The organism is Streptomyces sp. SS8 (assembly GCF_054072955.1).
Map to the genome: position 1 here is coordinate 117,933 of NZ_JBSVCZ010000007.1, position 24,845 is coordinate 142,777.

At 70.2% G+C, this 24,845-nt stretch carries 19 protein-coding genes; 12 read left to right on the forward strand and 7 right to left on the reverse strand.

Features of this window, described 5'->3' with window-relative positions; genetic code table 11:
• Positions 1 to 33: 33 nt before the first annotated feature.
• The 8 genes from ACW69E_RS09480 (at position 34) to ACW69E_RS09515 (ending at position 10,989) form a co-directional block, all read left to right on the forward strand.
• Positions 34 to 3,957, forward strand: coding sequence for a DNA-directed RNA polymerase subunit beta' (locus tag ACW69E_RS09480; protein WP_457497722.1), 3,924 nt, complete (start codon positions 34 to 36; stop codon positions 3,955 to 3,957).
• Positions 3,958 to 4,277: 320 nt separating this feature from the next.
• Positions 4,278 to 4,760: a DUF1707 and DUF4190 domain-containing protein gene (locus tag ACW69E_RS09485; RefSeq protein ID WP_457497802.1), complete on the forward strand. Its 483-nt coding sequence runs from the start codon at positions 4,278 to 4,280 to the stop codon at positions 4,758 to 4,760.
• 433 nt (positions 4,761 to 5,193) lie between these two features.
• A complete protein-coding gene (gene rpsL / locus ACW69E_RS09490; RefSeq protein ID WP_003948652.1) occupies positions 5,194 to 5,565 on the forward strand; it encodes a 30S ribosomal protein S12 in 372 nt (123 codons plus the stop codon).
• A 2-nt stretch (positions 5,566 to 5,567) separates the two neighbouring features.
• On the forward strand, positions 5,568 to 6,038 hold the full coding sequence (rpsG, locus tag ACW69E_RS09495; RefSeq protein WP_093660564.1) for a 30S ribosomal protein S7: 471 nt from the start codon (positions 5,568 to 5,570) through the stop codon (positions 6,036 to 6,038).
• Positions 6,039 to 6,077: 39 nt separating this feature from the next.
• Complete coding sequence (gene fusA / locus ACW69E_RS09500) at positions 6,078 to 8,198, forward strand: elongation factor G (protein ID WP_457497723.1); 2,121 nt, start codon at positions 6,078 to 6,080, stop codon at positions 8,196 to 8,198.
• A 227-nt stretch (positions 8,199 to 8,425) separates the two neighbouring features.
• The gene (gene tuf / locus ACW69E_RS09505) at positions 8,426 to 9,619 is read left to right on the forward strand and encodes an elongation factor Tu (protein ID WP_237878697.1); all 1,194 of its coding nucleotides are present in this window, start codon (positions 8,426 to 8,428) and stop codon (positions 9,617 to 9,619) included.
• 235 nt (positions 9,620 to 9,854) lie between these two features.
• On the forward strand, positions 9,855 to 10,316 hold the full coding sequence (locus ACW69E_RS09510; protein ID WP_457497724.1) for a hypothetical protein: 462 nt from the start codon (positions 9,855 to 9,857) through the stop codon (positions 10,314 to 10,316).
• A 196-nt stretch (positions 10,317 to 10,512) separates the two neighbouring features.
• A complete protein-coding gene (locus tag ACW69E_RS09515; RefSeq protein WP_457497725.1) occupies positions 10,513 to 10,989 on the forward strand; it encodes a DUF3592 domain-containing protein in 477 nt (158 codons plus the stop codon).
• An 80-nt stretch (positions 10,990 to 11,069) separates the two neighbouring features.
• Here ACW69E_RS09515 and drmC read toward each other — a convergent pair whose 3' ends face one another.
• From drmC to drmA, 3 genes are read right to left on the reverse strand one after another with little or no spacing between them, the layout of a single operon-like run.
• Positions 11,070 to 11,822: a DISARM system phospholipase D-like protein DrmC gene (gene drmC, locus ACW69E_RS09520; RefSeq protein WP_457497726.1), complete on the reverse strand. Its 753-nt coding sequence runs from the start codon at positions 11,820 to 11,822 to the stop codon at positions 11,070 to 11,072.
• Positions 11,819 to 13,714 carry a DrmB family protein gene (gene drmB, locus ACW69E_RS09525; RefSeq protein ID WP_457497727.1) on the reverse strand — a complete coding sequence of 632 codons (1,896 nt, stop codon included), beginning with the start codon at positions 13,712 to 13,714 and terminating at the stop codon, positions 11,819 to 11,821. The genes drmC and drmB overlap by 4 nt, the downstream gene beginning before the upstream one ends.
• On the reverse strand, positions 13,711 to 17,355 hold the full coding sequence (gene drmA, locus ACW69E_RS09530) for a DISARM system helicase DrmA (protein ID WP_457497728.1): 3,645 nt from the start codon (positions 17,353 to 17,355) through the stop codon (positions 13,711 to 13,713). The genes drmB and drmA overlap by 4 nt, the downstream gene beginning before the upstream one ends.
• Positions 17,356 to 17,489: 134 nt before the next feature.
• Here drmA and ACW69E_RS09535 point away from each other — a divergent pair, with 134 nt between their 5' ends.
• The 3 genes from ACW69E_RS09535 (at position 17,490) to ACW69E_RS09545 (ending at position 20,937) form a co-directional block, all read left to right on the forward strand.
• A complete protein-coding gene (locus ACW69E_RS09535) occupies positions 17,490 to 18,074 on the forward strand; it encodes a DUF4365 domain-containing protein (RefSeq protein WP_457497729.1) in 585 nt (194 codons plus the stop codon).
• Complete coding sequence (locus ACW69E_RS09540; RefSeq protein ID WP_457497730.1) at positions 18,071 to 19,225, forward strand: hypothetical protein; 1,155 nt, start codon at positions 18,071 to 18,073, stop codon at positions 19,223 to 19,225. Before ACW69E_RS09535 ends, ACW69E_RS09540 begins: the two co-directional genes overlap by 4 nt.
• Before the next feature lie 860 nt (positions 19,226 to 20,085).
• Positions 20,086 to 20,937: a reverse transcriptase family protein gene (locus ACW69E_RS09545; protein ID WP_457497731.1), complete on the forward strand. Its 852-nt coding sequence runs from the start codon at positions 20,086 to 20,088 to the stop codon at positions 20,935 to 20,937.
• 34 nt (positions 20,938 to 20,971) lie between these two features.
• Here ACW69E_RS09545 and ACW69E_RS09550 read toward each other — a convergent pair whose 3' ends face one another.
• The 3 genes from ACW69E_RS09550 to ACW69E_RS09560 form a co-directional block, all read right to left on the reverse strand.
• Positions 20,972 to 21,526 carry a PIN domain-containing protein gene (locus ACW69E_RS09550; RefSeq protein WP_457497732.1) on the reverse strand — a complete coding sequence of 185 codons (555 nt, stop codon included), beginning with the start codon at positions 21,524 to 21,526 and terminating at the stop codon, positions 20,972 to 20,974.
• A 3-nt stretch (positions 21,527 to 21,529) separates the two neighbouring features.
• Positions 21,530 to 21,988 carry a helix-turn-helix domain-containing protein gene (locus ACW69E_RS09555; protein ID WP_093851472.1) on the reverse strand — a complete coding sequence of 153 codons (459 nt, stop codon included), beginning with the start codon at positions 21,986 to 21,988 and terminating at the stop codon, positions 21,530 to 21,532.
• Between the two features lie 276 nt (positions 21,989 to 22,264).
• A complete protein-coding gene (locus tag ACW69E_RS09560) occupies positions 22,265 to 23,191 on the reverse strand; it encodes a helix-turn-helix domain-containing protein (protein WP_457497733.1) in 927 nt (308 codons plus the stop codon).
• Between the two features lie 360 nt (positions 23,192 to 23,551).
• On the opposite strand from ACW69E_RS09560, the gene ACW69E_RS09565 reads away from it, so the two are divergent.
• Positions 23,552 to 23,890, forward strand: coding sequence for a helix-turn-helix domain-containing protein (locus ACW69E_RS09565; RefSeq protein WP_457497734.1), 339 nt, complete (start codon positions 23,552 to 23,554; stop codon positions 23,888 to 23,890).
• Here ACW69E_RS09565 and ACW69E_RS09570 read toward each other — a convergent pair.
• Positions 23,874 to 24,785 (reverse strand): hypothetical protein, encoded by a 912-nt coding sequence (locus tag ACW69E_RS09570; RefSeq protein ID WP_457497735.1) that lies wholly within the window; start codon positions 24,783 to 24,785, stop codon positions 23,874 to 23,876. The two genes, ACW69E_RS09565 and ACW69E_RS09570, sit on opposite strands and share 17 nt — an antisense overlap.
• Positions 24,786 to 24,845: the final 60 nt, after the last annotated feature.

Genomic DNA, 24,845 nt, shown 5'->3' on the forward strand with positions numbered 1-24,845 from the left:
GAGGGGCACAAACCCTGAGAGGGATTGACGAGAGTGCTCGACGTCAACTTCTTCGACGAGCTGCGAATCGGCCTGGCCACCGCTGACGACATCCGTCAGTGGTCCCACGGCGAGGTCAAGAAGCCGGAGACCATCAACTACCGCACCCTCAAGCCGGAAAAGGACGGGCTCTTCTGCGAGAAGATCTTCGGTCCGACCCGGGACTGGGAGTGCTACTGCGGCAAGTACAAGCGAGTCCGCTTCAAGGGCATCATCTGCGAGCGCTGCGGCGTCGAGGTGACCCGCGCCAAGGTGCGCCGTGAGCGGATGGGCCACATCGAGCTCGCCGCCCCCGTCACCCACATCTGGTACTTCAAGGGCGTGCCCTCCCGTCTGGGCTACCTGCTCGACCTCGCCCCGAAGGACCTCGAGAAGGTCATCTACTTCGCCGCCTACATGATCACGTGGGTGGACGAGGAGCGCCGCACGCGCGACCTGCCCTCCCTGGAGGCCCACGTCTCCGTGGAGCGCCAGCAGATCGAGCAGCGCCGCGACGCCGACCTGGAGGCCCGGGCCAAGAAGCAGGAGGCCGACCTCGCGGAGCTGGAGGCCGAGGGCGCCAAGGCGGACGTCCGCCGCAAGGTGCGCGAGGGCGCCGAGCGCGAGATGAAGCAGATCCGCGACCGCGCCCAGCGAGAGATCGACCGCCTGGACGAGGTCTGGAACCGCTTCAAGAACCTCAAGGTCCAGGACCTGGAGGGCGACGAGCTGCTCTACCGCGAGCTGCGCGACCGCTTCGGGACCTACTTCGACGGCTCGATGGGCGCCGCCGCGCTGCAGAAGCGGCTGGAGACCTTCGATCTGGAGGAGGAGGCGGAGAAGCTCCGCGAGATCATCCGGACCGGCAAGGGCCAGAAGAAGACCCGTGCGCTCAAGCGCCTCAAGGTCGTCTCCGCCTTCCTGCAGACCCGCAACAGCCCCAAGGGCATGGTGCTGGACTGCGTGCCGGTCATCCCGCCGGACCTGCGTCCGATGGTGCAGCTCGACGGTGGCCGCTTCGCGACCAGTGACCTGAACGACCTGTACCGCCGCGTCATCAACCGCAACAACCGCCTGAAGCGGCTTCTCGACCTCGGCGCGCCCGAGATCATCGTGAACAACGAGAAGCGCATGCTCCAGGAGGCCGTCGACGCGCTCTTCGACAACGGCCGCCGCGGCCGCCCGGTCACGGGCCCCGGCAACCGTCCGCTGAAGTCGCTGTCCGACATGCTCAAGGGCAAGCAGGGCCGCTTCCGCCAGAACCTGCTGGGCAAGCGCGTCGACTACTCGGCGCGTTCGGTGATCGTCGTCGGCCCGCAGCTCAAGCTGCACCAGTGCGGTCTGCCCAAGGCCATGGCGCTGGAGCTGTTCAAGCCGTTCGTGATGAAGCGCCTGGTGGACCTCAACCACGCGCAGAACATCAAGTCGGCCAAGCGCATGGTCGAGCGCGGCCGCACGGTCGTGTACGACGTGCTCGAAGAGGTCATCGCCGAGCACCCGGTGCTGCTCAACCGCGCGCCGACCCTGCACCGTCTGGGCATCCAGGCCTTCGAGCCGCAGCTGGTCGAGGGCAAGGCCATCCAGATCCACCCGCTGGTGTGCACCGCGTTCAACGCGGACTTCGACGGCGACCAGATGGCCGTGCACCTGCCGCTGTCCGCGGAGGCGCAGGCCGAGGCCCGCATCCTGATGCTGTCCTCGAACAACATCCTCAAGCCGGCCGACGGCCGTCCCGTCACCATGCCGACCCAGGACATGGTGCTGGGCCTGTTCTTCCTCACCACCGACAAGGTGGAGGGCGAGGTCAAGGGCGAGGGCCGGTCGTTCAACTCGGTGGCCGAGGCGATCATGGCGTTCGACGCCCGGGAGCTGTCGCTCCAGGCGAAGATCGACATCCGCTTCCCCGTCGGCTCGGTCCCGCCCCGCGGCTGGACCCCGCCGGCCGCCGAGGAGGGCGCCGCGTCCGATGGAGGCTTCGCCTCCGGGGAGTGGCAGACCGGCGACCCGTTCCGGCTGCGCACCACCCTGGGCCGTGCGCTCTTCAACGAGCTGCTGCCCGAGGACTACCCGTTCGTCGACTACACCGTGGGCAAGAAGCAGCTCTCCGCGATCGTCAACGACCTCGCCGAGCGCTACCCCAAGGTCGTCGTCGCCGCGGCGCTGGACAACCTGAAGTCGGCCGGTTTCCACTGGGCGACCCGTTCCGGCGTCACCATCGCGATCTCCGACGTCGTGGTCCCCGAGGCCAAGAAGGAGATCATCGCGAACTACGAGGCGCAGGACGAGAAGGTCCAGAAGCAGTACGAGCGCGGTCTGATCACCAAGGACGAGCGTTCCAACGAGCTCATCGGCATCTGGACCCGTGCGACCAACGAGGTCGCCGAGGCCATGTCGGAGAACTTCCCGAAGACCAACCCGATCTTCATGATGGTCGACTCGGGCGCTCGCGGAAACATGATGCAGATGCGCCAGATCGCCGGTATGCGCGGTCTGGTGTCCAACGCCAAGAACGAGACCATCCCGCGGCCGATCAAGGCGTCGTTCCGCGAGGGTCTGTCCGTGCTGGAGTACTTCATCTCCACGCACGGTGCCCGTAAGGGTCTGGCGGACACCGCGCTGCGCACCGCCGACTCGGGTTACCTGACCCGTCGTCTGGTGGACGTCTCGCAGGACGTGATCATCCGCGAGGAGGACTGCGGCACCGACCGCGGCCTCAAGCTCGTGATCGCCTCCAAGGGCGCGGACGGCGTTCTGCGCAAGGCGGAGGACGTCGAGACCAGCGTGTACGCGCGCTGCCTCGCCGAGGACGTCACCGTCGACGGCAAGGTGCTGGCCCCGGCCGGCACCGACCTGGGCGACGTGCTCATCGACGAGCTGGTGCGGCACGGCGTGGAGACGGTCAAGACCCGCTCGGTCCTCACCTGCGAGTCCGCCGTCGGCACCTGCGCCATGTGCTACGGCCGCTCGCTGGCGACCGGCAAGCTGGTGGACATCGGCGAGGCCGTCGGCATCATCGCCGCCCAGTCCATCGGTGAGCCCGGCACCCAGCTGACGATGCGTACCTTCCACACCGGTGGTGTGGCCGGTGACGACATCACCCAGGGTCTGCCGCGTGTCGTCGAGCTGTTCGAGGCCCGCACCCCCAAGGGTGTCGCCCCGATCTCCGAGGCCGCCGGCCGCGTGCGGATCGAGGAGACCGAGAAGACCAAGAAGATCGTCGTCACCCCCGACGACGGCTCCGACGAGACCTCCTACGGCGTGTCCAAGCGCGCCCGTCTGCTGGTCTCCGAGGGTGACCACGTCGACGTCGGCCAGCCGCTGACGGTCGGCGCCACCAACCCGCACGACGTGCTGCGCATCCTCGGCCAGCGCGCGGTGCAGGTGCACCTGGTGGGCGAGGTCCAGAAGGTCTACAACTCGCAGGGTGTGTCGATCCACGACAAGCACATCGAGATCATCATCCGGCAGATGCTGCGCCGTGTGACGATCATCGAGTCCGGCGACGCCGAGCTGCTGCCGGGCGAGCTGGTCGAGCGCTCGAAGTTCGAGGGCGAGAACCGCCGCGTGGTGCAGGAGGGCGGCCAGCCGGCCTCCGGCCGTCCGCAGCTGATGGGCATCACCAAGGCCTCGCTGGCCACGGAGTCCTGGCTGTCGGCGGCGTCCTTCCAGGAGACGACCAGGGTCCTGACCGACGCGGCGATCAACGCCAAGTCGGACTCCCTGATCGGCCTCAAGGAGAACGTCATCATCGGTAAGCTCATCCCGGCCGGTACGGGCCTGTCCCGCTACCGCAACATCCGGGTCGAGCCGACCGAGGAGGCGAAGGCCGCGATGTACTCGGCCGTCGGCTACGACGACATCGACTACTCGCCCTTCGGCACCGGCTCCGGCCAGGCGGTCCCGCTGGAGGACTACGACTACGGTCCGTACAACGGCTGAGCGAGACGGCTGAGCGGGTCCCCGAGGCCCGCCTGCCACGCCCGCGGGGCGGTCCCTCCTTTCGGGAGGGGCCGCCCCGCGGGCGTTCTTCGCCGGTGTGCGCGGTGTGTCCCGGGCGCCCGGAACTCCCCAAGGGCCGCGGGCGTCATGGATGATGGGGGCAGCCCGAACGTGGGGAGGTGGAGCCGGTGTCGTACCAGCCGTGGGGACAGCCGGGTCAGCAGGGCAAGTACGGCGGACCGCCCGGGCCGGCGGGGCAGCACCCGCCGTATCTGCCGCAGCCCTCGCAGGCCGCGCACCAGGCGTCGCAGCTGCCGATGATGCGCGCGTCCCACGCGGACCGCGAGCGCACCGTCGACGTGCTCAAGGCCGGGTACGCGGAGGGGCGGCTGAGCCACGCCGAGTACGAGCAGCGGATGGGCCGGGCCCACCACGCGCAGACGTACGGGGAGTTGCACGCGCTCATCGCCGATCTGCCGCAGGGGCCGATGGCGGTGCCCGCGCCCTCGCCGCAGTACGCGCAGCCGTACCAGCAGGCGGTGCCGCGCACCTTCCTGCCGCCTCCGCCCCAGACGAACAACTCCGCGGTCGGCGCCCTGGTCTGCGGGGTCCTCACGCCGTTCTACGGGGTCACCGCCATTCCCGCGGTGATCCTGGGCCACAAGGCGCGCGCCGAGATCCGCCGCACCGGGGAGAAGGGCGACGGGATGGCCATGGCCGGCCTGGTCCTCGGCTGGCTGACGATCGGGCTCGTCGCGCTCGTGGTGCTGGGGATCGTGGTGTTCGCGGCCGGGACCCCCTGAGCGTCCCCGCCCTCCCCGCCCGCCGCCGTGGAGGCCGGCGGGGGAGAGCGCGGGAGGAAGGCGCCGGCAGGCCCGGTGAAGGGACCTGACAGGGGGCGGGGAGGGAGCCGCGGGAGGCGTTCGGCGCGGGCCGCGGGGGCCTTCGGGCGCTCTTCCGCTCCCGCTTTGCGCCCACTACGGTGGCATGGGCATTTGTTTTGACCGGAGCCGGTGCGGTAGGTACGCTCTGACCTTGTGCCTGGGGTATCCCCTGCGCTCTCGTGTGCGCCAATACGCCGCGGGATGTGAGGCGGGGACACCGAAATCTGCATGCTTCTCACCCACTGGGCCCCGCATCGCGGGAGTGTGCAGTCTTCGACACACCCGACCGCGTGGGTCGGCGAGTGGCCCGGGTTAGTTGTACCGAGACTGGCACACAGAAACCGGAGAAACGGTGCCTACGATCCAGCAGTTGGTCCGCAAGGGCCGACAGGACAAGGTCGAGAAGAACAAGACGCCGGCACTCGAGGGTTCGCCCCAGCGCCGCGGCGTCTGCACGCGCGTTTTCACCACCACCCCCAAGAAGCCGAACTCGGCCCTGCGTAAGGTCGCGCGTGTGCGTCTGACCAGCGGCATCGAGGTCACCGCTTACATTCCGGGTGAGGGCCACAACCTGCAGGAGCACTCCATCGTGCTCGTGCGCGGTGGCCGTGTGAAGGACCTGCCGGGTGTTCGCTACAAGATCATCCGCGGCTCCCTCGACACCCAGGGCGTCAAGAACCGCAAGCAGGCTCGCAGCCGCTACGGCGCCAAGAAGGAGAAGTAAGCATGCCTCGTAAGGGCCCCGCCCCGAAGCGACCGGTCATCATCGACCCGGTCTACGGCTCTCCTCTGGTGACCTCCCTCATCAACAAGGTGCTGCTGCACGGCAAGCGCTCCACCGCCGAGCGCATCGTGTACGGCGCCATGGAGGGCCTGCGTGAGAAGACCGGCAACGACCCGGTCATCACGCTCAAGCGCGCGCTCGAGAACGTGAAGCCGACCCTCGAGGTCCGCTCCCGCCGCGTCGGTGGCGCCACCTACCAGGTTCCGGTCGAGGTCCGCCCCGGCCGTTCCTCCACTCTCGCGCTGCGTTGGATCGTGGGCTACGCCCGCGCGCGCCGTGAGAAGACGATGACCGAGCGTCTGATGAACGAGCTGCTCGACGCCTCCAACGGGCTCGGCGCCGCTGTGAAGAAGCGCGAGGACACCCACAAGATGGCCGAGTCCAACAAGGCCTTCGCGCACTACCGCTGGTAGTCGCTTCCCCCATCGAGAACCGAGAGAAGACTGAGCCTTATGGCTACCACTTCACTTGACCTGGCCAGGGTCCGCAACATCGGGATCATGGCCCACATCGACGCGGGCAAGACGACCACCACCGAGCGGATCCTGTTCTACACCGGTGTGAGCTACAAGATCGGTGAGGTCCACGACGGCGCCGCCACCATGGACTGGATGGAGCAGGAGCAGGAGCGCGGCATCACCATCACGTCGGCCGCGACGACCTGCCACTGGCCGCTCGACAACGTCGACCACACCATCAACATCATCGACACCCCGGGCCACGTCGACTTCACCGTCGAGGTGGAGCGTTCGCTGCGCGTGCTCGACGGTGCGGTGACGGTGTTCGACGGTGTGGCCGGTGTCGAGCCCCAGTCCGAGACGGTGTGGCGTCAGGCGGACCGCTACGGCGTTCCCCGTATCTGCTTCGTCAACAAGCTCGACCGCACCGGCGCGGACTTCTTCCGCTGCGTCCAGATGATCGTGGACCGCCTCGGCGCGCAGCCGCTGGTCATGCAGATCCCGATCGGCGCCGAGGCCGACTTCCAGGGCGTCGTGGACCTGGTCCGCATGAAGGCCCTGGTCTGGTCGGCGGAGGCCGCCAAGGGCGAGATGTACGACACCGTCGACATCCCGGCCGACATGGCGGAGCTGGCCCAGGAGTGGCGCGGCAAGCTGCTCGAGGCCGTCGCCGAGAACGACGAGGAGCTGATGGAGCTGTACCTGGAGGGCAACGAGCCCTCCGAGGAGCAGCTGTACGCGGCGATCCGCCGTATCACCATCGACTCCGGCAAGGGCGAGGGCACCACCGTCACCCCGGTGTTCACCGGTACCGCGTTCAAGAACAAGGGCGTTCAGCCCCTGCTCGACGCGGTCGTGCGCTACCTGCCGTCGCCGCTGGACATCGAGGCGATCGAGGGGCAGTCCCCGTCCGACGCCGACGAGGTCATCAGGCGCAAGCCGTCCGAGGACGAGCCGCTGTCCGCGCTCGCCTTCAAGATCGCGAGCGACCCGCACCTCGGCAAGCTCACCTTCATCCGGGTCTACTCGGGCCGCCTGGAGTCCGGCACGCAGGTGCTGAACTCCGTGAAGGGCAAGAAGGAGCGCATCGGCAAGATCTACCGGATGCACGCGAACAAGCGTGAGGAGATCCAGAGCGTGGGTGCCGGCGACATCGTCGCCGTCATGGGTCTGAAGCAGACCACCACCGGCGAGACCCTCTGCGACGCGTCGACTCCGGTCATCCTGGAGTCCATGGACTTCCCGGCCCCGGTGATCGAGGTCTCCATCGAGCCGAAGTCCAAGGGCGACCAGGAGAAGCTGGGTGTCGCCATCCAGCGTCTGGCCGAGGAGGACCCGTCCTTCCAGGTCAAGACGAACGAGGAGACCGGGCAGACCATCATCGCGGGTATGGGCGAGCTGCACCTTGAGGTGCTGGTCGACCGGATGAAGCGCGAGTTCAGGGTCGAGGCGAACGTCGGTAAGCCGCAGGTGGCCTACCGCGAGACCCTGCGCAAGGCCGTCGAGAAGGTCGACTACACGCACAAGAAGCAGACTGGTGGTTCCGGCCAGTTCGCGAAGGTGCAGATCGCGGTCGAGCCCCTCGAGGGCGACGGCTACGAGTTCGTCAACAAGGTCACCGGTGGCCGCATCCCCAAGGAGTACATCCCCTCGGTGGACGCCGGCTGCCAGGAGGCCATGGAGTTCGGCGTGCTGGCGGGCTACCCGCTCACCGGCGTGCGGGTGACGCTGCTGGACGGCGCCTACCACGACGTCGACTCCTCCGAGATGGCGTTCAAGATCGCCGGTTCCATGGCCTTCAAGGAGGCCGCCCGCAAGGCCAGCCCGGCCCTGCTGGAGCCGATGATGGCCGTCGAGGTCACCACGCCCGAGGACTACATGGGCGATGTGATCGGTGACATCAACTCCCGCCGTGGCCAGATCCAGGCCATGGAGGACCGCGCCGGCGCCAAGGTCGTCAAGGGCCTGGTTCCGCTGTCGGAGATGTTCGGTTACGTCGGTGACCTGCGCAGCAAGACCTCCGGTCGCGCGAGCTACTCGATGCAGTTCGACTCCTACGCCGAGGTTCCCCGGAACGTCGCCGAGGAGATCATCGCGAAGGTCAAGGGCGAGTAGCGCACGTTTCGTGTCGCTATCCACCCATTAGGCTGGAGCACAACAAGGCCTTCGGGGTCTCCCGTCACCGGGTGCAGACCACCCGGTGACGGGGCCCCGGCAGCCCGCCCACCCAGATACGAAGCGGTCAAGGTCGTCCCTCAGGGGTCCTGACCGGTTCGGCACGACCACCTGAACCCCTCCGCAGAGCGCGGGGGAGTACAGCACCAGTCCACAGGAGGACCCCAGTGGCGAAGGCGAAGTTCGAGCGGACTAAGCCGCACGTCAACATCGGCACCATCGGTCACATCGACCACGGTAAGACCACTCTTACCGCGGCGATCACCAAGGTGCTGCACGACGCCTACCCGGACGTGAACGAGGCCTCGGCGTTCGAGAACATCGACAAGGCTCCCGAGGAGCGCCAGCGCGGTATCACCATCTCCATCGCGCACGTCGAGTACCAGACGGAGTCCCGTCACTACGCCCACGTCGACTGCCCGGGTCACGCGGACTACATCAAGAACATGATCACCGGTGCCGCCCAGATGGACGGCGCCATCCTCGTGGTCGCCGCCACCGACGGCCCGATGCCGCAGACCAAGGAGCACGTGCTCCTGGCCCGCCAGGTCGGCGTTCCGTACATCGTCGTCGCCCTGAACAAGGCCGACATGGTGGACGACGAGGAGATCATGGAGCTCGTCGAGCTCGAGGTCCGTGAGCTGCTCTCCGAGTACGAGTTCCCGGGTGACGAGGTTCCGGTCGTCCGCGTCTCGGCGCTGAAGGCGCTCGAGGGCGACGAGCAGTGGGCCCAGTCCGTCCTCGACCTGATGAAGGCCGTGGACGAGTCCATCCCCGAGCCCGAGCGTGACGTCGAGAAGCCGTTCCTGATGCCGATCGAGGACGTCTTCACGATCACCGGTCGCGGTACGGTCGTCACCGGCCGTATCGAGCGCGGTGTCCTGAAGGTCAACGAGAACGTCGACATCATCGGCATCAAGCCGGAGAAGACCTCCACCACGGTCACCGGCATCGAGATGTTCCGCAAGCTGCTCGACGAGGGCCAGGCCGGTGAGAACGTCGGTCTGCTGCTCCGCGGCATCAAGCGCGAGGACGTCGAGCGCGGCCAGGTCATCATCAAGCCGGGTTCGGTCACCCCGCACACCGAGTTCGAGGCCCAGGCCTACATCCTGTCGAAGGACGAGGGTGGCCGCCACACCCCGTTCTTCAACAACTACCGTCCGCAGTTCTACTTCCGTACCACGGACGTGACCGGCGTGGTGACCCTCCCCGAGGGCACCGAGATGGTCATGCCGGGCGACAACACCGAGATGAAGGTCGAGCTCATCCAGCCGGTCGCCATGGAGGAGGGCCTGAAGTTCGCCATCCGCGAGGGTGGCCGGACCGTGGGCGCCGGCCAGGTCACCAAGATCGTCAAGTGACCCGGTCCGCCTCTTGAGGCACCGCTGACCTCTCGGTCGGCGAAAGGGCCCGTACGACGCGAGTCGTACGGGCCCTTTCCGTTGCCCGGCGGCTGTGTCCGGCGGCCCCCACGGCTGCTCCGGCCGGTGAACGGGGCTGCCCCCAAAGGCCGCCCGGCAGGTCCGGCCGACTAGGATCGTCGGCGCCGTCCGGGAGACGTCCCGGGCGGTTCTCGATCCGCGAGGGGGAGTGGGTGTGCGCAGGGCGACCGCAGGACTGGCTCTGATCGTCTCCGGTGTGCTGCTGACGGGATGCGGCGGCGGGGACGACGGGGGAGCCGAGGGGAAGCCCGCCCCGTCGGCCTCCGGGAACGAGGAGCCGGGCGGCGGCGCGGGCGGCGGTGGCGCGGACAAGGGCGGCGAGGTGGTGCGCGAGGTGACCCTTGAGGTCCAGGGCACCGGAAAGACGCAGATCGCCTATGTCGCGGGCGGGAACGGGACCGAGCAGGTCACGCTCCCGTGGAAGAAGACGGTCGAGCTCTCCCTGACCAAGGCCGAGCAGAAGGTCGGCGTCCTGGTGTCGGTCGTACCCGGCTCGGTCCCGGGCGACGACGGCATGCTCAGGCCCGCCTCCTGCACCATCACCGTCGACGGGGAGAAGGTCGACGACAACCAGGACGGCAAGGACGTCCTGGGCTGCAAGCACACGGTGAGGTGAGGTCCCTGCCGGAGGCGGTGCCGTAAGCCGCGAACGAGTACCGGGTCTCCTGGGTGAAGGGGCGTACGACGGGGATAACGCCTCGGAGGAGCACCGGAGGAGGCGGCCTGGTGCGAGGTCCGGGAGGGGCTGTGATCCGTTGGACGGGCGGGAGCCGGTGAGCGCGCGGGGGCGGTCGCGCCGGGCCGGTACACGGGTGCGTGTCACGGGGAAGACGGTGGCCGGAGCGGTCGTGGTGGTGCTCTGCGCCGTCATCGGGTGCTGGGCCGTCCTCAAGGGGATCGACGGGCTGCGCGACGTCTCCGCGATCGCCGAGCGCGGTCGGTCGGTCGACGGGACCGTCCTGGCGAAGGACGAGGTGAGATCGTCTCCGCAGGGCGGCACCACCGAGAGGATCAAGGTGCGTTTCACCACGGCCGACGGTACGTCCCACCGGTTCTGGACCACCGGTGACAAGGCTGTCGGCGACACGGTCCGTGTGCGCTACCTTCCGGAGCGCCCCGGGGGGACGGCGACCGTCCACTCCACGGCGAACGACAGGATCGTGTGCGGCCTGATGATCCTCATCGGGCTCATGATGGTGATCACCATGCTGCTGACGGCATTCATGTGGGCCCGGGACAATCTCGGCGCCCACCGGCGGGCGGCGCGGAGCCGTCCGGTCGCGGAATGACACTTCCGGCCCGCCGGCGGAAACCCGAAAGCCGACCCGTGCCGCACACGACGGCGGGAGCGGCGGCGCGGACGGGGCCGTCAGACGCCGTCGGTGCGGGCTGGCCGGAGGGGGCCTTCGCCGGGGCGGACGAGCCAGCGGAGATGGTCGGCGATCCGGCCCACGGCCTCCGGGTCACGGACGATCACACCGATCTCGATGTTGTCGCGCAGGGCCCGGTCGGTGAGGTTCGCGCTGCCGAGCAGGGCGGTGTGCCGGTCGGCGACGACCGCCTTCGCGTGGAGGGTGCCGTCCGTCCGGTGCCAGACCCGGACGTGCCCGTGGAGCGGCGCGAAGGCCCGGACGGCCGCCGTGGACTCCTCCAGCAGCAGATCGACCATGACGCCCCGCCGCACGGCCCGTCGCAGTTCTTCCACGACGTCCCCGACCCCGTACGCGGCGAAGCTGGCGACGATCAGCGTCTCCCGGGCGGACCGTATGACGTCGACGGCCACGCCGCTGGTCAGCCGCACCGGTACGGACGGGCTCACCGGGCCGCTGACGACCGGTTCGACCAGCCGGCCGGGACGGCAGGTCTCGTACTGGACGGCGGACGCCTCCAGCGCCAGGGCCAGGGCCGCCCCGGCGAGTTCCGGGGCCTCCTCCCGCCAGGCCTGCCGTACGCGGGCCAGTTGGTGGGCGAGCCCCGCGGTCGGGAGCCGCGCGGCGAACCGGTCGAGGGCCGGGTCGTCCGGGCCACGGGCGCCGCCCAGCCTCCCGGCCCAGTCGCGGGTCCGGTCCCGCGGGAGCCGCCCGGCGAGGTCGGCGAGGAGTCCGGCCAGGGCGGGCGTCATGGGAGAAAGGCTCCGGGGCCTGCGGTGAGGGTCTCGACCAGGAGGGAGCGGTCCAGGTAGTGGTTGCCCCGTTCGCAGGAGGTCTCCGCGGCGAAGAGGCAGGCGTGGCAGGCCGCGCCGTGGAGGCGTCCGTGGACCCGCGGGTCGTGTTCCGCGCAGATCGGGTCGGAGCTGCACAGCCGGGCGGCGGCCAGGGCCTGTTCGATGGAGGCTCCCAGGCTCTCGTGTCGGCCGAGTGAGACCAGGCCGCCCAGGGTGCCCTCGCTGTCGGGCGCGGCGGTGTAGAGCAGGACGCCCGCCATGGGCTCGTCCCCGGTGCGGGCGTAGACGCGTTCGGCGATGCCGGAGGCCCCGTAGCCGCACTCCAGGGCCAGCTCCCGGATGAGGGTGTGGGCGAAGGTGTGCAGCAGGACGTAGCGGATGCCGGGCCAGTGGGGTTCGGCGATGCCGCGGGCCAGGCACCATGTGCGGTGGGCGCCGCGCAGGACCTTCTCCCGGTCGAGGACGGCGGGGTCCTTCTCCCAGGTGGCCACTCTTTCCTCGTCGAAGGCCAGGAATATGCCCTCGCCGCGCAGTTCGGCGCACGGCACCCAGGTCGGGGCCTCGCGGGAGATCGGTGCGGTCCGCCTCCGCTCCTGGGCGGGGTCGTCGCTCCGGGGCAGCCACTCGGGGGCGTCGATGCGGGTGAAGCCGGTGAGCGCGGCGACCTCGCGCAGCCGGTGGACGAGGACGACCCGGTGGAGCCAGCCCGAGGCTCCGGCGGGCACCGGTTCGCGTTCGGTGGTGAAGTCGGGCAGGTCGTAGGGGTGGGGCTTGGTGAAGGCCCGCCACTCGGGGGTGGCCAGGTCGAAGTCGTCCTCCTCGGAGGACTGTCCCGGCTGCCCCGGCTGTCCGGGCTGCCCCGGCTGTCCGGTGGCGACGTGCGCGGCCTCCCTGGTGACCGCCTCCCACACCCTGTCGACGCCGTAGGGCTCCAGGTCGGGCCAGCACGTCTGGGTGGGCAGCAGTGTCTTCGCCGCGTCGGCGGGGACGGCCGTCAGGAGGGAGAGCAGGCTCCAGTGCTCGCGTACGGCCTGGACCAGCGGCTCCTGGGCACGGGGCAGGCTGAAGATCCTCAGCTGGGAGGCGAACCAGCTGTTGGTGGCGCCGAGGGCGATGGTGCGCGCCTTCTCGCCGCACTCCTCGAAGGTGCCCAGATGGGGGTGGTGTCCCCGGCACGCGGGCAGTTCCCGCTCCCCTCGCGCGCCCATCGCCTCGGCCAGGGAGCGTGCCTTGACGTCCTTGCAGGAGCACCTGACGAAGATGTTGGCGGCCTCGCCCATGGTGCCGCGTTCGAGGAGTTCGAGGATGCAGTCGTCCGGGTGCGGCGCGCCGCGGTGGACGAAGTACATCCAGGGGAAGTCGTCCAGGTGCCCGGCGGGGCAGGCGAGCAGGAAGCGGGCGGGTACCGCGGTCGGCCTGCCGCGGCCCTGGCCGTGGCAGTTGTGGACGTAGCGCGTCTCCTCGGGGTGGAAGAAGTTCTCGACCAGCTCGAACAGGCCGGAGGAGGCGGGCGCCAGCCGGTTGCACCGCTCGCGGGAGCAGCGCAGCCAGCGCGGGAAGAGGGCGACGGGGACGCCGACGCGGGCCCACTCGTCGAAGGGGTTGGTGGTCTCGGGCAGGTGGGGCGGGGTGCGCAGCGTGGCGACCTGGGGGCCCAGGCGCCGGCGTACGGCGGCCAGCAGCCGGTCCTCGGTGAGCGGAGTGGCCTTCTCCAGCTCCCAGTGGTCGAGGCCGAGGACCATGGTGGAGAGGTTGGGCAGGTCGGTGACCGAGCCGATGCCGTAGGTGTGCAGCAACTGGCTGGGGCGGAGCTCGCCCACGCGCAGCGGCCCGTTGGCCGGTGTGGTCACGGCTGCTCCCGGGGGGCGTCGTGCGGTTCCCCGGCCTGCGGGCGGGGGGTGAAGGGCGGTTCCGCGGCGTGGTCCCGGCCGGTGTCGCCCAGGAACAGCAGCCGGACCGGTGGTTCGACCTCGCGCAGCGAGGTGGGGCAGGTCATGAGCTGCCAGCGGGTGCCGTCCGGCTCCCGCAGCAGGGGGGTCACATCGCCCCGGCGCCGCGCCTTCCGGTAGCCGAGGACGGCGCCGGGCTCCCTGCGGCGCTGCTCCCAGTGGTCCAGGCGGTGGTCGAGGTGGTCGCGCACCTTGCCGCCCACCCGCCGTTCGCCGGTGACTCCCTCGGCCCGGCGCTGGAGGTGGCGCACCACGTGGTCGGCCAGTTCTCCGCGGGTGTCGAAGGACTGCGCGCCGCGGTTGCCGTTGTACTCCTGCTTCAGGTCGCGGACGAGGGAGGCCAGTACGCCGGTGAGCCCCCGGTCGACGGCGCGGTCGGCGAAGGGCGTGACGGAGAGGGCCTCCACGTGCTGGTAGACGGAGGCGTGGAAGGACTCGAAGGTCTCGTAGTGCGACAGGTCGCGCGGCCGGGCCCAGTTGAGGAGGGTGAGGACCAGTCCGGGGTCCCGCCGGCCGACGCGGCTGGTCGCCTGGATGTACTCGGCCGTGGACTTGGGCTGGTTGCTGACGACCATCACGCCGAGCCGGGAGACGTCCACGCCCACCGCGATCATGTTGGTGGCCAGCAGCACGTCGATGGGGCGGGGCGACCCCTTGGGCCGGTCGGTGAAGGGCAGTTCGAGTTTCTCCAGGATGCCGGGGATGGTGTCCGAGGACATGCGCGAGGTCAGCTCGGCGACGTTGTCGGCGTGCCGTCTGGCGAGGCCGCGCCGGTCGGTCCGGGTCAGGCGGGTGGAGATGTCGTCCTCCACCAGGCGCCGCATGCCGCCGAGGTCACGCAGGCTGTTGAAGTAGCCGACCAGGGTCATGTACGGGTCGGTGATCTCGTTGCGCCCGTAGCGGTCGTGGAGGAGCTGGGCCGCGGCGAGCTGGGCGACGTACACGCGGATGGCGACCGACTTGGTGCGCACGCCCTGTGCGCAGATGCCGACGTAGCGGCGGCCGGGCCTGGCCGAGGTGGGCCGACGGCGGGCGAAGAAGTTGTCGTCGGCGTCGAGCCCGGGTGGCGGGAAGATCGCGGTGCGGCGTCTGAAGAGGTCGTTGATCTGCCGGTGGGCGCGGCGGACGGTCGCGGTGGAGGCGATGATCTTCGGCCTCACCGTGCGGCCCGGCTCGACCTCCCAGGTGGCGAGCCGGTCGACGGCGGCCTCGTACAGCCCGACGAGGGAGCCGAGCGGGCCGGATATCAGGTGCAGCTCGTCCTGCACGATCAGGTCCGGGGGGCGTACGCGCGGCGCGTCGACGGTGCGGGCCGCCGGGAGGCCGCCGCGGGCCGGGTGGGTGGCGCGCTCCCACTCGCTGTCCGCGGTGTCGGCGGTGACGTAGCCGTGCCGGGTGCAGCGGCGCGCCACCTGGCCGAAGAGGGTCTGGGTCTCGCCCCGCCAGGGGAGCTGGGCGAACTTGTCGACGGTGGCGATGACCAGGCTCGGCGGCAGCCGGTAGATCTCCTCGTCCACGACGAGGACGGGCAGCCCCCGCTCCTGCGGTGCCGCGCCGAAGGCCCCCTCGCCGAAGGGGCAGTGGTAGACGTCGGGGCAGGTGACGAAGGTGCGGCGGAGGGCGGGGTCGACGGTGATGTCCCGGCCGGCGTCGAGCCCGGTGCCGCACCAGGGGCAGCTGGTGAGCTGGTGGGGGGAGCCGGTCCGGCCCCGCAGGCCGCGCCCTCCGTCCTTGCGGCGGTCCTTGAGCCAGGCCTCGGCCTGGTCGGTGGTGTTGGGTGTGACGCGGCCGCCGACCCACAGGCCGATGCGGAAGGGGTTCGCTCCCCAGTGGTCCGGGTCCGCGCGGCGGATCGTCTCGCAGGCGCAGATCAGCGCGGCGGCGCGCTGGAACTGCTGGATGGTGAGCAGCCGCAGGGTGTAGCGCATCAGGACGGCCACGCCGTGCTCGGCGTCCAGGCCGCCGAGGCGGGGCATGCGCCGCCGGACGGCCAGGGTGAAGGCGGTGAGGCCGAGGTAGGCCTCGGTCTTGCCGCCGCCGGTGGGGAACCAGAGCAGGTCGGCCAGTGCGCGCTCGACGTCGCCGCGCTCGCCGTCGGCGCGGTCCGGGTGGGAGGGGTCGGCCAGTGAGGGCAGACCGAGCAGGATGAACGCGAGCTGGAACGGCCGCCAGCTCCGGTTCCCCGGTACGTCCGCGGCCGCGACGGCCGCGTCCAGGGGGAGGCCGGGGTCGCGGCGGCGGGCGGCGGCGGCGAGGGTGTGGACGCGCTGCAGCCACATGGCGCGGTTGGCGAACCGGAAGGCGTCGAACGCGGCCTCCTCCGCGAGGAGGGCTATGCCCTCCTCGATGCGCGCGGCGGCCTCCTCCGCGCGCTCCAGGGCCTCGCGGGCCTCCGCGCCGTATCCGTCGAGGCGGGCGCCGGGGTCCGCGATCCTCTCCCCGGCGCGGGCGATCCAGGACCGGTATCCCTCGACGAGGGGCCGCAGGGCGGTCTGCAGCGCCGCGGGGTCGTCCTTCTCGCACAGCTCCCTCATGTCCAGTACGAGGTCGCGCAGTTCGGCGAGGTCCGCGTCCTGCTCCGAGTGCGGGTCCGGGACGTCGGTGTGCGGGATCTCGTAGGAGGGGGCGGCGACGGTGGAGATCTCCTCGGCGCGCAGCGGATCGCCGGGCGCGGTCTCCGCGTGCACCCCGGTGCCGTGCCCGACGGCGAACTCCGGGTGGAAGCGGTAGGCCATCGCCAGCGACCGGCGCTCGGCCCGGTCGGCGGTGTCACCGCCGGGCCGGTCGGCGGCGCGGCGGGGGAGGAAGGGGGCGGTCCCCGGGGCGCCGCGGACGGACATCCGGGCCTGGAAGAGCCAGTTGCGCGAACTCGGACGCCCGCCGCCCTCCGGTCCGCCCGGTCCGCTCTGTCCATCCTGTCCGTTGACGAGGAAGAGGGAGACGAGCCAGTCCCCGTCGTGCCTGCGGGCCCTGCCGCGGACGACGACGCGGGGGAACTCCCCGCGCAGCACGGGCCCGGCCTCGACGGGCCCTTCCTCCCGCAGCCTCACCGTCACGGGGCCGGAGAAGGGCCGCCGGTGCCAGACCCTGCCCGCCTGTTCCGGGTCGTGGGAGGGGCCGGGCTCGTAGCGGGCCCACGAACAGTGCACCCGCAGTTCGTCCACCGAGCCGTCGACGCGGAAGGTCAGGCCCAGGGCGGAGGGCTGGAGGCTGGGCACGTTGGGCGCGTCGGGGTCGTGGTCGCCCTCCTCGGTGTCCGGGATCGCGGCCACCGGGTTCCCGTCCAGCTCGTCCGGCTCGATCAGCTGCCCGGACGGTGTCACTTCGCCGCCGGAGACAGCGCCGCCCGGCGCGAGCCGCCCGATGATGTAGTGGTCGGCCGGATTGCCGGGCAGCTCCTCGGTCTCGCCCCCGATGGGGCCGAGCAGATCGGTGACGACGAGCTCGGCCAGCTCGTCCCTGATCCGCTGCGGTGTGGGCGCGGCCAGGACCGGCCGGCCGCCGGTGCCCGCGGGCGGGGAGGTGTCGCTGTGCTGGCTCACACCGCCACACCCTAGTGACGGCCGCCGGCAGCGGGCGGGGTTTCGGCACACGAGGTGATCAGACCCTTCCCTTGAGGCCCGAGTGATCGCTACCGTGAGCCACGGTGTGTGTACGGGGAGATGCGGGGGAGTGGATGACCGACGGAACGAATGTGAACTTTCCACACCAGTACCCCCTGGGTGACGCTCTGGAGGAGTTACCCATGGGGGACGGCGGCCACCGGGGTGACTACGGCGAGCAGTTCGTCCGGGCCCTGGCCGCTGCCGCCAACCTGGACGCCTCCCGGCGCGACCGTGACCGGGTGGGTGTCGACTGGAGCCTCGGCTACCCCGGCCGGGCCGGCACCCGCAGGTTCCCGTCCATCGAGGTCCAGGTGAAGTGCTGGTCCGCCCCCAACAGCGACCCGGAAAAGCTGCGCTATCCGCTCAGGGTCAAGAACTTCAACTGGCTCGCGGGGCGAGAGTGGCAGCTCCCTCGCTTTCTCTTCCTCGTCATCGCGCCGGTGGATGCGAGCCAGTGGGTTCGCATCACCCCCGATGCGCTGCTGATGCGCCACGCCGCGTACTGGGCGTCCTTCCACGATCTCGAACCGCTTCCGCCGGAAAGGCTTGAGCACAGCAGGTACACGGTGGACGTGCCCCGGGCGAACCTGCTGACAGTCGATGCGCTGCACGGTCTGTTCGCCGAGGATTTCCGCGAAGCGCTGGTGGGGTCATGACCGCGATCACCGACGTCGAGTTCGAGCAGGCCGCTGGAGTGGCTCCGAAGGCCGTTCTGGGGTATCTGCGGGCACGCGGCTGGAGATTCGCCCGGGACTTCGGTCGCGGACAGCTGTGGGAACTGCGTATGGTCGACGACCACGGCCCGCCGTTCCAGGTGCTGGTGCCGTTGGAGAGGCAGGTCCGCGACTACCAGAGCAGGGTCGCCGATCTCCTGGAGACGCTGTCCGCCGTGGAGGGGCGCCGCCCCGCCGAAATCCTGCGGGAGATGTCTCTGCCGTCGGCCGACTGGCAGTACCTGACGCTCACTCCACCAGGCCCCTCCGGCACGGCTCCACTGGTAGACCTGGTTCCGGCCCTTGCGGGTCTGAGGGACCTGATGACGGCGGCAGCGGCCGCGACAGTGGCCACAGAACACCAGCCGGTCCAACCGGCGCAGAAACCGCAGCGGGTCAAGGACTACGTCGCCTCGGTGCGCCTGGACCAGACACGGGTCGGCAGCTATGTCATTGCCGCGCACACTCCGCTGTCCGAGCCGCCCGTCCAGCCCGAACTGCCCCTGCCCGATGCGTTACCGCAGGAGCCCTTCGAGCGTCTGGTCTCCCGTCGTCTGTACACGGGTGTGGTGTGCGCTCGCCGGGCCGCAGAGCAGTCCGTGCGTCAGGACTCGCTGGTGGACTTCGAGGACTACGCGCCCACCGGGCTCTCGGCGAACCTCTGTGAGGCGCTGGTGAAGATCGCGGGCGAGGAACGCCAGGGCTACAAACTGGATTTCGCCTGGTCTGCCGAGTTCCCCGTGGAGCACGCCACCCCAACGGTATCCGTCGGCCGCCGCCTCCTGTCCGCGCTGGAGGCGGGTGCCAAGGATCTACGGACCAGACTGGGCCGAAAGGGCGTGATGGTGCGGGGGACAGTGGTCCGCTTGCACCGGGAGTCCCCGCAGCGGTCGGGAGAGGTGACGATCGCGGGCTGTTTGGTCGGCGAGGGCGACCGGATCCGCCGGGTGCGGATGACCCTCGACAGGGAGGCCTACGCCAGGGCCGCCCTTGCTCACAAGGCAGATCACGAGGTGATTGTGGAGGGTGATCTGATGGTCCGCGGTACCGCCGCCCGCATGGAGCGGGTCACAGGTTTCCACATCCGGATGTGAGTACCGGCCACAGCGCCATGTGATGGCAGGATCACTCCGTGGCGCATTGGTCTGCCCGTGTCCGCGTGAAGGGACCATCACATGTCAGGTAGCGGTGGCGTTCCGTCGCAGGTGCCTTCACCACGGGCAGTACGCGAGCTTCTGCATGAACTGGTGGAGGGCGTCAGCGGCTATGACCGGTGGCGCCTGGAGAGTACTGAGGTGGCGGCACACGCGATTGCTCTCGGGCTGCTGACACCGCGGTTGCATCTGACGGATGCCGGGCGCGTGCTGCTGGGAGAGCCCACCGGCTGGAGGGAGCGCAGGGCGGCCCGACGCGCACGGGAGGCTGCTGCGGCCCAGGATGAGGACGATGTTCGGCGTCGCTGCCACTCCTGCCGGGACGCGGGGCTGTACTGCGGTGACCACCCCTACTACCCTCTCTGGCTTAGGGAGGGGTGTTGACATCTAGTGCTGCCGGCTCCGTCGGGGCCGGCCCGGCCGGACTCCTGCAGGGTCCGGGAAATCCGGGCGATGCCATGGGCAGCGTCCGTGAACGAGCTTGCGCGCACTGCGCTCGACGCTGCGCCCAAGTACCTCAAAGGTAGATGTCGATCCCCTCCCCTCACCTCTATCTCCGCAGGGTTCCGCCGAATCACCCCCGATGCGCGGCGGAACACGCATTGAGACAGGCAGCGGCCGTCGAGCGTCGGGGGCTGCCTGCGGTCGTCACTCTTGGCCACCTGGGTCACCGGACCGGTGTGGAGCGGTGGTTGCTGAGAAAGTTCGTCGCGCGAGGGGAGCGCTGCTACACCCCGTGCCGTATTCCCGGCAGGAAGGGCCGGGGTCCACGTGAACTCCTGGTGCCCGATTCGCGGCTCATGGAGGTTCAGCGGTGGATCCTGCACGAAATCCTGGACCGTCTGCCGGTGCATCCCGCCGCCTTCGCATATGTGCGCGGCCGGTCCGTGGTGGACTGCGCGCGACGGCACCTCGGAGCGAGGTGGCTGGTCAAGATCGACATCCGGGACTTCTTTGGATCGGTCGGGGAGCGGCAGGTCTATGGGGTGTTCCGCAGGGAGGGTTACCAGCCGCTCCCGGCCTTCGAACTGGCGCGGCTGTGCACCTGGGACGACGAACGGGGCACGGATGATGCCCGCAAGGAGCGCTACCCTGCGATCGAGGACTACCTGAGAGGAAGCGGAGGTTTCCTCCCCCAGGGAGCGCCGACGAGCGGGGCACTGGCCAACCTCGTCGTCCGTTCCATGGACGAGCGCCTGGCCCTCGTCGCTGCCCGGCACCGCATGGTCTACACCCGTTACTCGGACGACATGGTCTTCTCCAGTGCGGCTCCCTTCTCCCGCCCGGACGCGATCGTTCTGCTGAGGGAGTTCACTCATGTCGTCCAGGGCCACGGCTTCGAGGCCAACCGCCGAAAGACGCAGATCGTTCCGCCCGGCGCCCGAAAGTCGGTACTAGGCCTACTGGTGGACGGCGACACCCTGCGGCTCACCGGAGACTTCAAGACCCGTGTCCGCAGCCACCTTTACGGCATCGAGAGGTTCGGACTCCGCCCCCACCAGGAGCATCGTGGCTTTGCCTCCATGGCCGGGCTCGTCAACCATGTGGACGGTCTGATCACCTACGCCCTCGTCGTGGAGCCCGTGTGGGCGCGGCCCGTCCGGGGCCGGTGGCGAGCAGTGCTCCACGAGCAGGGGTGGCCGCTGCCGTAGGGGCGCGGTCGGGCAGGAGGGCTTCCTGGTTCGGTCAGAGCGCCCGCAGAGCCGCGGCGGCGGCGACCATGCCGTCTCGCTCCAGCGATCCGAGTACGTCCTCCACGGTCCCCGGCGGATTCCTCCACCTGTCCGCGATCCGGCGCACCGCCGCGTACATGGCGGCAGGGTCCAGGTCGATCTGGTCCTCGATGAAAGCGTCCGGGTGCTTGGCTTCCACGTCCCATGCCGACAAAGCGTCGCGGGGGAAGTCCTTGAGGTTGAACGTGACGATGAGCTGGGCCTTGGCCCGGATGGCCGCCGCGAGGACGTGGCGGTCATCCGGGTCGGGGAGCTCGAGGGCCTCGATGAGGGGCTCGTAACCCTTGACCATGCAGTCACGCACGGCCCTCATCATGGCCTCCCTTGTCCGGCCGAGCCGGACGGGATCGAGGTCGGGCCGCTTGGCCTTCAGGCTGCGGAACGTCTCATCGAGGATGCGATCGGTCCACTTGGCCTGCACGAGGCCGTCCTGTGCTATGGAGACGAGCAGATCACGCAGGGTGCTCGGGTACAGCACGTTGGCGTCGTACAGGGCAACGAAGGCCATGCTTCAGATCAGTCCCATCTCTTGGCCCAGTTGGGTGAGCTCATCGGCGGCTTGACGGCGGCGTTCGTCGTCCTGTCGCTTGTAGTCCATCAGGGAGGAGGCCGGAATCCTCCGGTGTTTGCCGACCTTGCGGTATTCGATCTCTCCGGCTTGTAGGAGCCCGATGAGGAAGGGGCGGGAGACGTTGAGCAGATCGGCTGCCTGTTGGGTGGTGAGTTCCGCGTTCTGCGGAACGATGGAGACGCTGCGGCCGGCTGCCAGGTGGGCGAGTGTGGTGGCCAGTAGCTCGACCGCTTCTCGCGGCAGTGTGAGTGGCTCGGCTCCTTCCCCCTCGACCGTGACGCCGATCCTCGGAACGTCACGGTGCCTCTCCAGGTAGCTGCGTACCCGGGACAGGGCTCGGTTGGCTGTTTCCGTCTCCTCCGGGGGGAGGCGGACGGGGTGGATGTCCGTCTTGCTCATGTGGGGCTCCCTCGGGTGCGGGTGTATGCCGGCAGGGGCCTTCTTCGACACCCTTCCATTATTCGCAGCATTCGAAACAGGCGCAACAAACGAATGGCCTGATCGTGTCCTGTACACCCATGGCCGCCAGCGAAGATGACCCGGGAATCGCTTCTTCGTGCGGACCTTGATCCCATGGGCCTCCTCTGGTGCCGGTGCGGCGTCCGTGACCCGCGCTGCACGCGGTCGTCCTCCTCGGAGTGCGTGTGAGACGTGCCGGGCTGCCGGCCGAGGCGGTCATGCGGCCAGGGGTGGTGGGGCGGCGGCCCGGGCCTCGCGGCAGTCGCGGCACAGGCCCGGGGCGGGGGAGCGGAAGGCGCGGTCGCAGCCGTCGCAGTTCCGGAGCGGGTCCGGGCGCGGTGGCCGGGGCGCGGGAGGCGGTGCGGCCGGTAGGTGCGGGGGCAGCAGCGCGGTGAGGCGGTGGGCGAGCAGCGCGGCGGGGTGGCGCAGCGGCTCTGCGGGCAGACCGGCGGCCAGGGTGCGGCGTACGGCGTCGGGTGCCGCGCCGCGTTCCAGCCAGGCCGTCACGGCGGGGGCCAGGCGTGTCACGTCCCGCTCGGAGAGCAGCAGGCGGGGGTCGTCGCGCCGCAGCTCGGCCAGGACGGCGGTGGCGGCCCGCTCGCGCACCGGGTTGCCGGTGGTGCGCGGCTGCGGCAGCGGGGGCGGGGGAGCCGGTGCCGCCACGGGCGCGGGCACGGGCGTCGGCTCGGCGGCGGGGGCCGACCGGGGCTCCGGCAGGCGTACGGGCGGTCGCGGCGGCTGGAAGCGCGGCCGGGACGGCCGCACCCGCTCGGCCTGCCCCGCCCGTACCGCCGCCGGGTGGTCGTAGGACACCGTGCGGGTGACCACCCGCCCGCTCGGCAGCCGCTCCCGCTTGCGCGACAGATAGCCGTGCGCCTCCAGCTCGCGCAGGGCGGCCGCGATCCGCGTCTCGCCCTCGGCGAAGCGGGCGGCGAGGGTGCGGATGTCCACCCGCGCGCCGTCGGGCAGCGACTGGATGTGGACGCCCAGCCCGATCGCGGTCAGCGACAGCTCGCGGTGCTGGGCGAGGTGGTTGCCGACGACCGTGAAGCGCTCGGTGTGCCGGGCGGTGACGTGGACGACGCCGCCGCCCGGAACGGCGGACGGTGCGCGCGGCGGCGCGCTAGGCTGCGGCTCAGCCATCGGGAAGCTCCTACTTCCTCGGTGGTCAGGCCCTCGTCCGGGATGGCCGTCCCGGCGGGGGCCGTCGCATGTCTGCGGTGGCGGCGGTGATGCGTGGTGCTCTGCGGTGTCCCGCAGGGCTCGCTGGTGCCTGTCGCGGCGAGCCTATGCCGGGGAGTCAGCCGCCACGCCGGTCCGGCCCCTCGGCTCACCCGTACGAGTGACGGGGTCCGGTTGGGTTGGGTGGGGTTCTCTCTCCGGTCCTTTGATGCTTCTGACGCCGTGCCCCGCCGGGTCTCCACCCACCGGAACGTGCTTTCCCGCGAGCCGGTGGACGGGCCTCGCCGGGCACACCTGCGACCGGACCGAGGAGGACGGACTGTGAACCACGCGCGGTGGAGGACCCGCCGGACCAGGAGGCTCCTGGGCGAGGCGGTCGAGGAGTCCCCGGCCTACACCGAGGCCGGGCACGCGTTCGCGCTCGGCCAGGCGGTCTACGACCGGCGTACCGAACTCGGCTTCTCTCAGACCGAATTGGCCAGACGTGCCGGAATGACCCAGCAGCGGATCTCCACCATCGAGGGGGGCGACTTGGTGCCGACCCTGCCTCTGCTGACCCGCCTGGCCAAGGCATTGGACGCCTCGCCGGCCGCCGAGTTGGACGGCGACGGCCGGGGCGGTGTGCCCACTCCGGCAAATGCCGTTACTGCTCCGTGGTGAAGGGGAGTTCCTCCGCCGCGGTTCCCAGGTAGTGGTACTCCGAAGTCCGGGTGCGGCCCACCGCGTCCAGCTTCCGCCGGAAGCACACCCGAAGGTGGACGTTGTCGCCCAGTGAGAGCCTCATGGCCATCAACGGCTCCGGATCGATCCTCACCTCGTAGGCCGGTGCGTTGTGCGCCTGGCCGCTCTTCACCTTCACCATGCCACTGCCGCGGAGTTCGGTCACATAGCCGGAGATGACGATCTCCTGGTCCTCGTCCCTGGTCTCCTGAAGCCGCTTGGCGTACTCGATGCCGCGACGGGTCAGACCGGCCTGACGGATTCCGCCATCGGCGGCGTACCACGTCACCCCGAGGTCCAGCCGGAAGCGGTCGAGTGATCTGGCGAGGGCCTCGACCGAGTCGAACAGTCCGGCCCATTCCCGTACGTCCCGCTGCCCCTCCAAGGCGGTGAGAAGGCGGGCGAACCTCCGGACCCCCTGATCGGCTGCCGACGCCACCACGGGACCCAGCGTGTCCGAGCCGGATTCGGAGTGGGCGGCGTCCACAGGGCGTGCGTGAACAACCGTGCTGCCCTGGGAGATCCCGGTCACCTCAAGCTCGACGGGGGTGCCCGCCGCCTTCGAGACGGCTTTCTCCAAAGGGTCCAGCAGGGCGTCTCCCCACTGGAAGCGCAGAGCCCCGGCATCAGCCTCGGGACCGGTGAGCCGCAGCCTCAGCTCCTCCCGGAGGCCTGCTGAAGGGTCGATCTCCCGCAGGGCCGCCAGTCGGCCGGCACGGTGGTCCGCCTCGATCTCCAGATCACTGCGGTCATCCGTGCCGAGGTCGTCCAGCAGCCGCTCGGTGTCCTCGGCGTGCATCTCGCGCATACGGCGGCGCCAACTGCTCTCGCTCACGGCCGCACCTCCACGTAGCCGCGCGCGGCGCGGGCGGTCTCACTGGTCATCGGGGGCGTG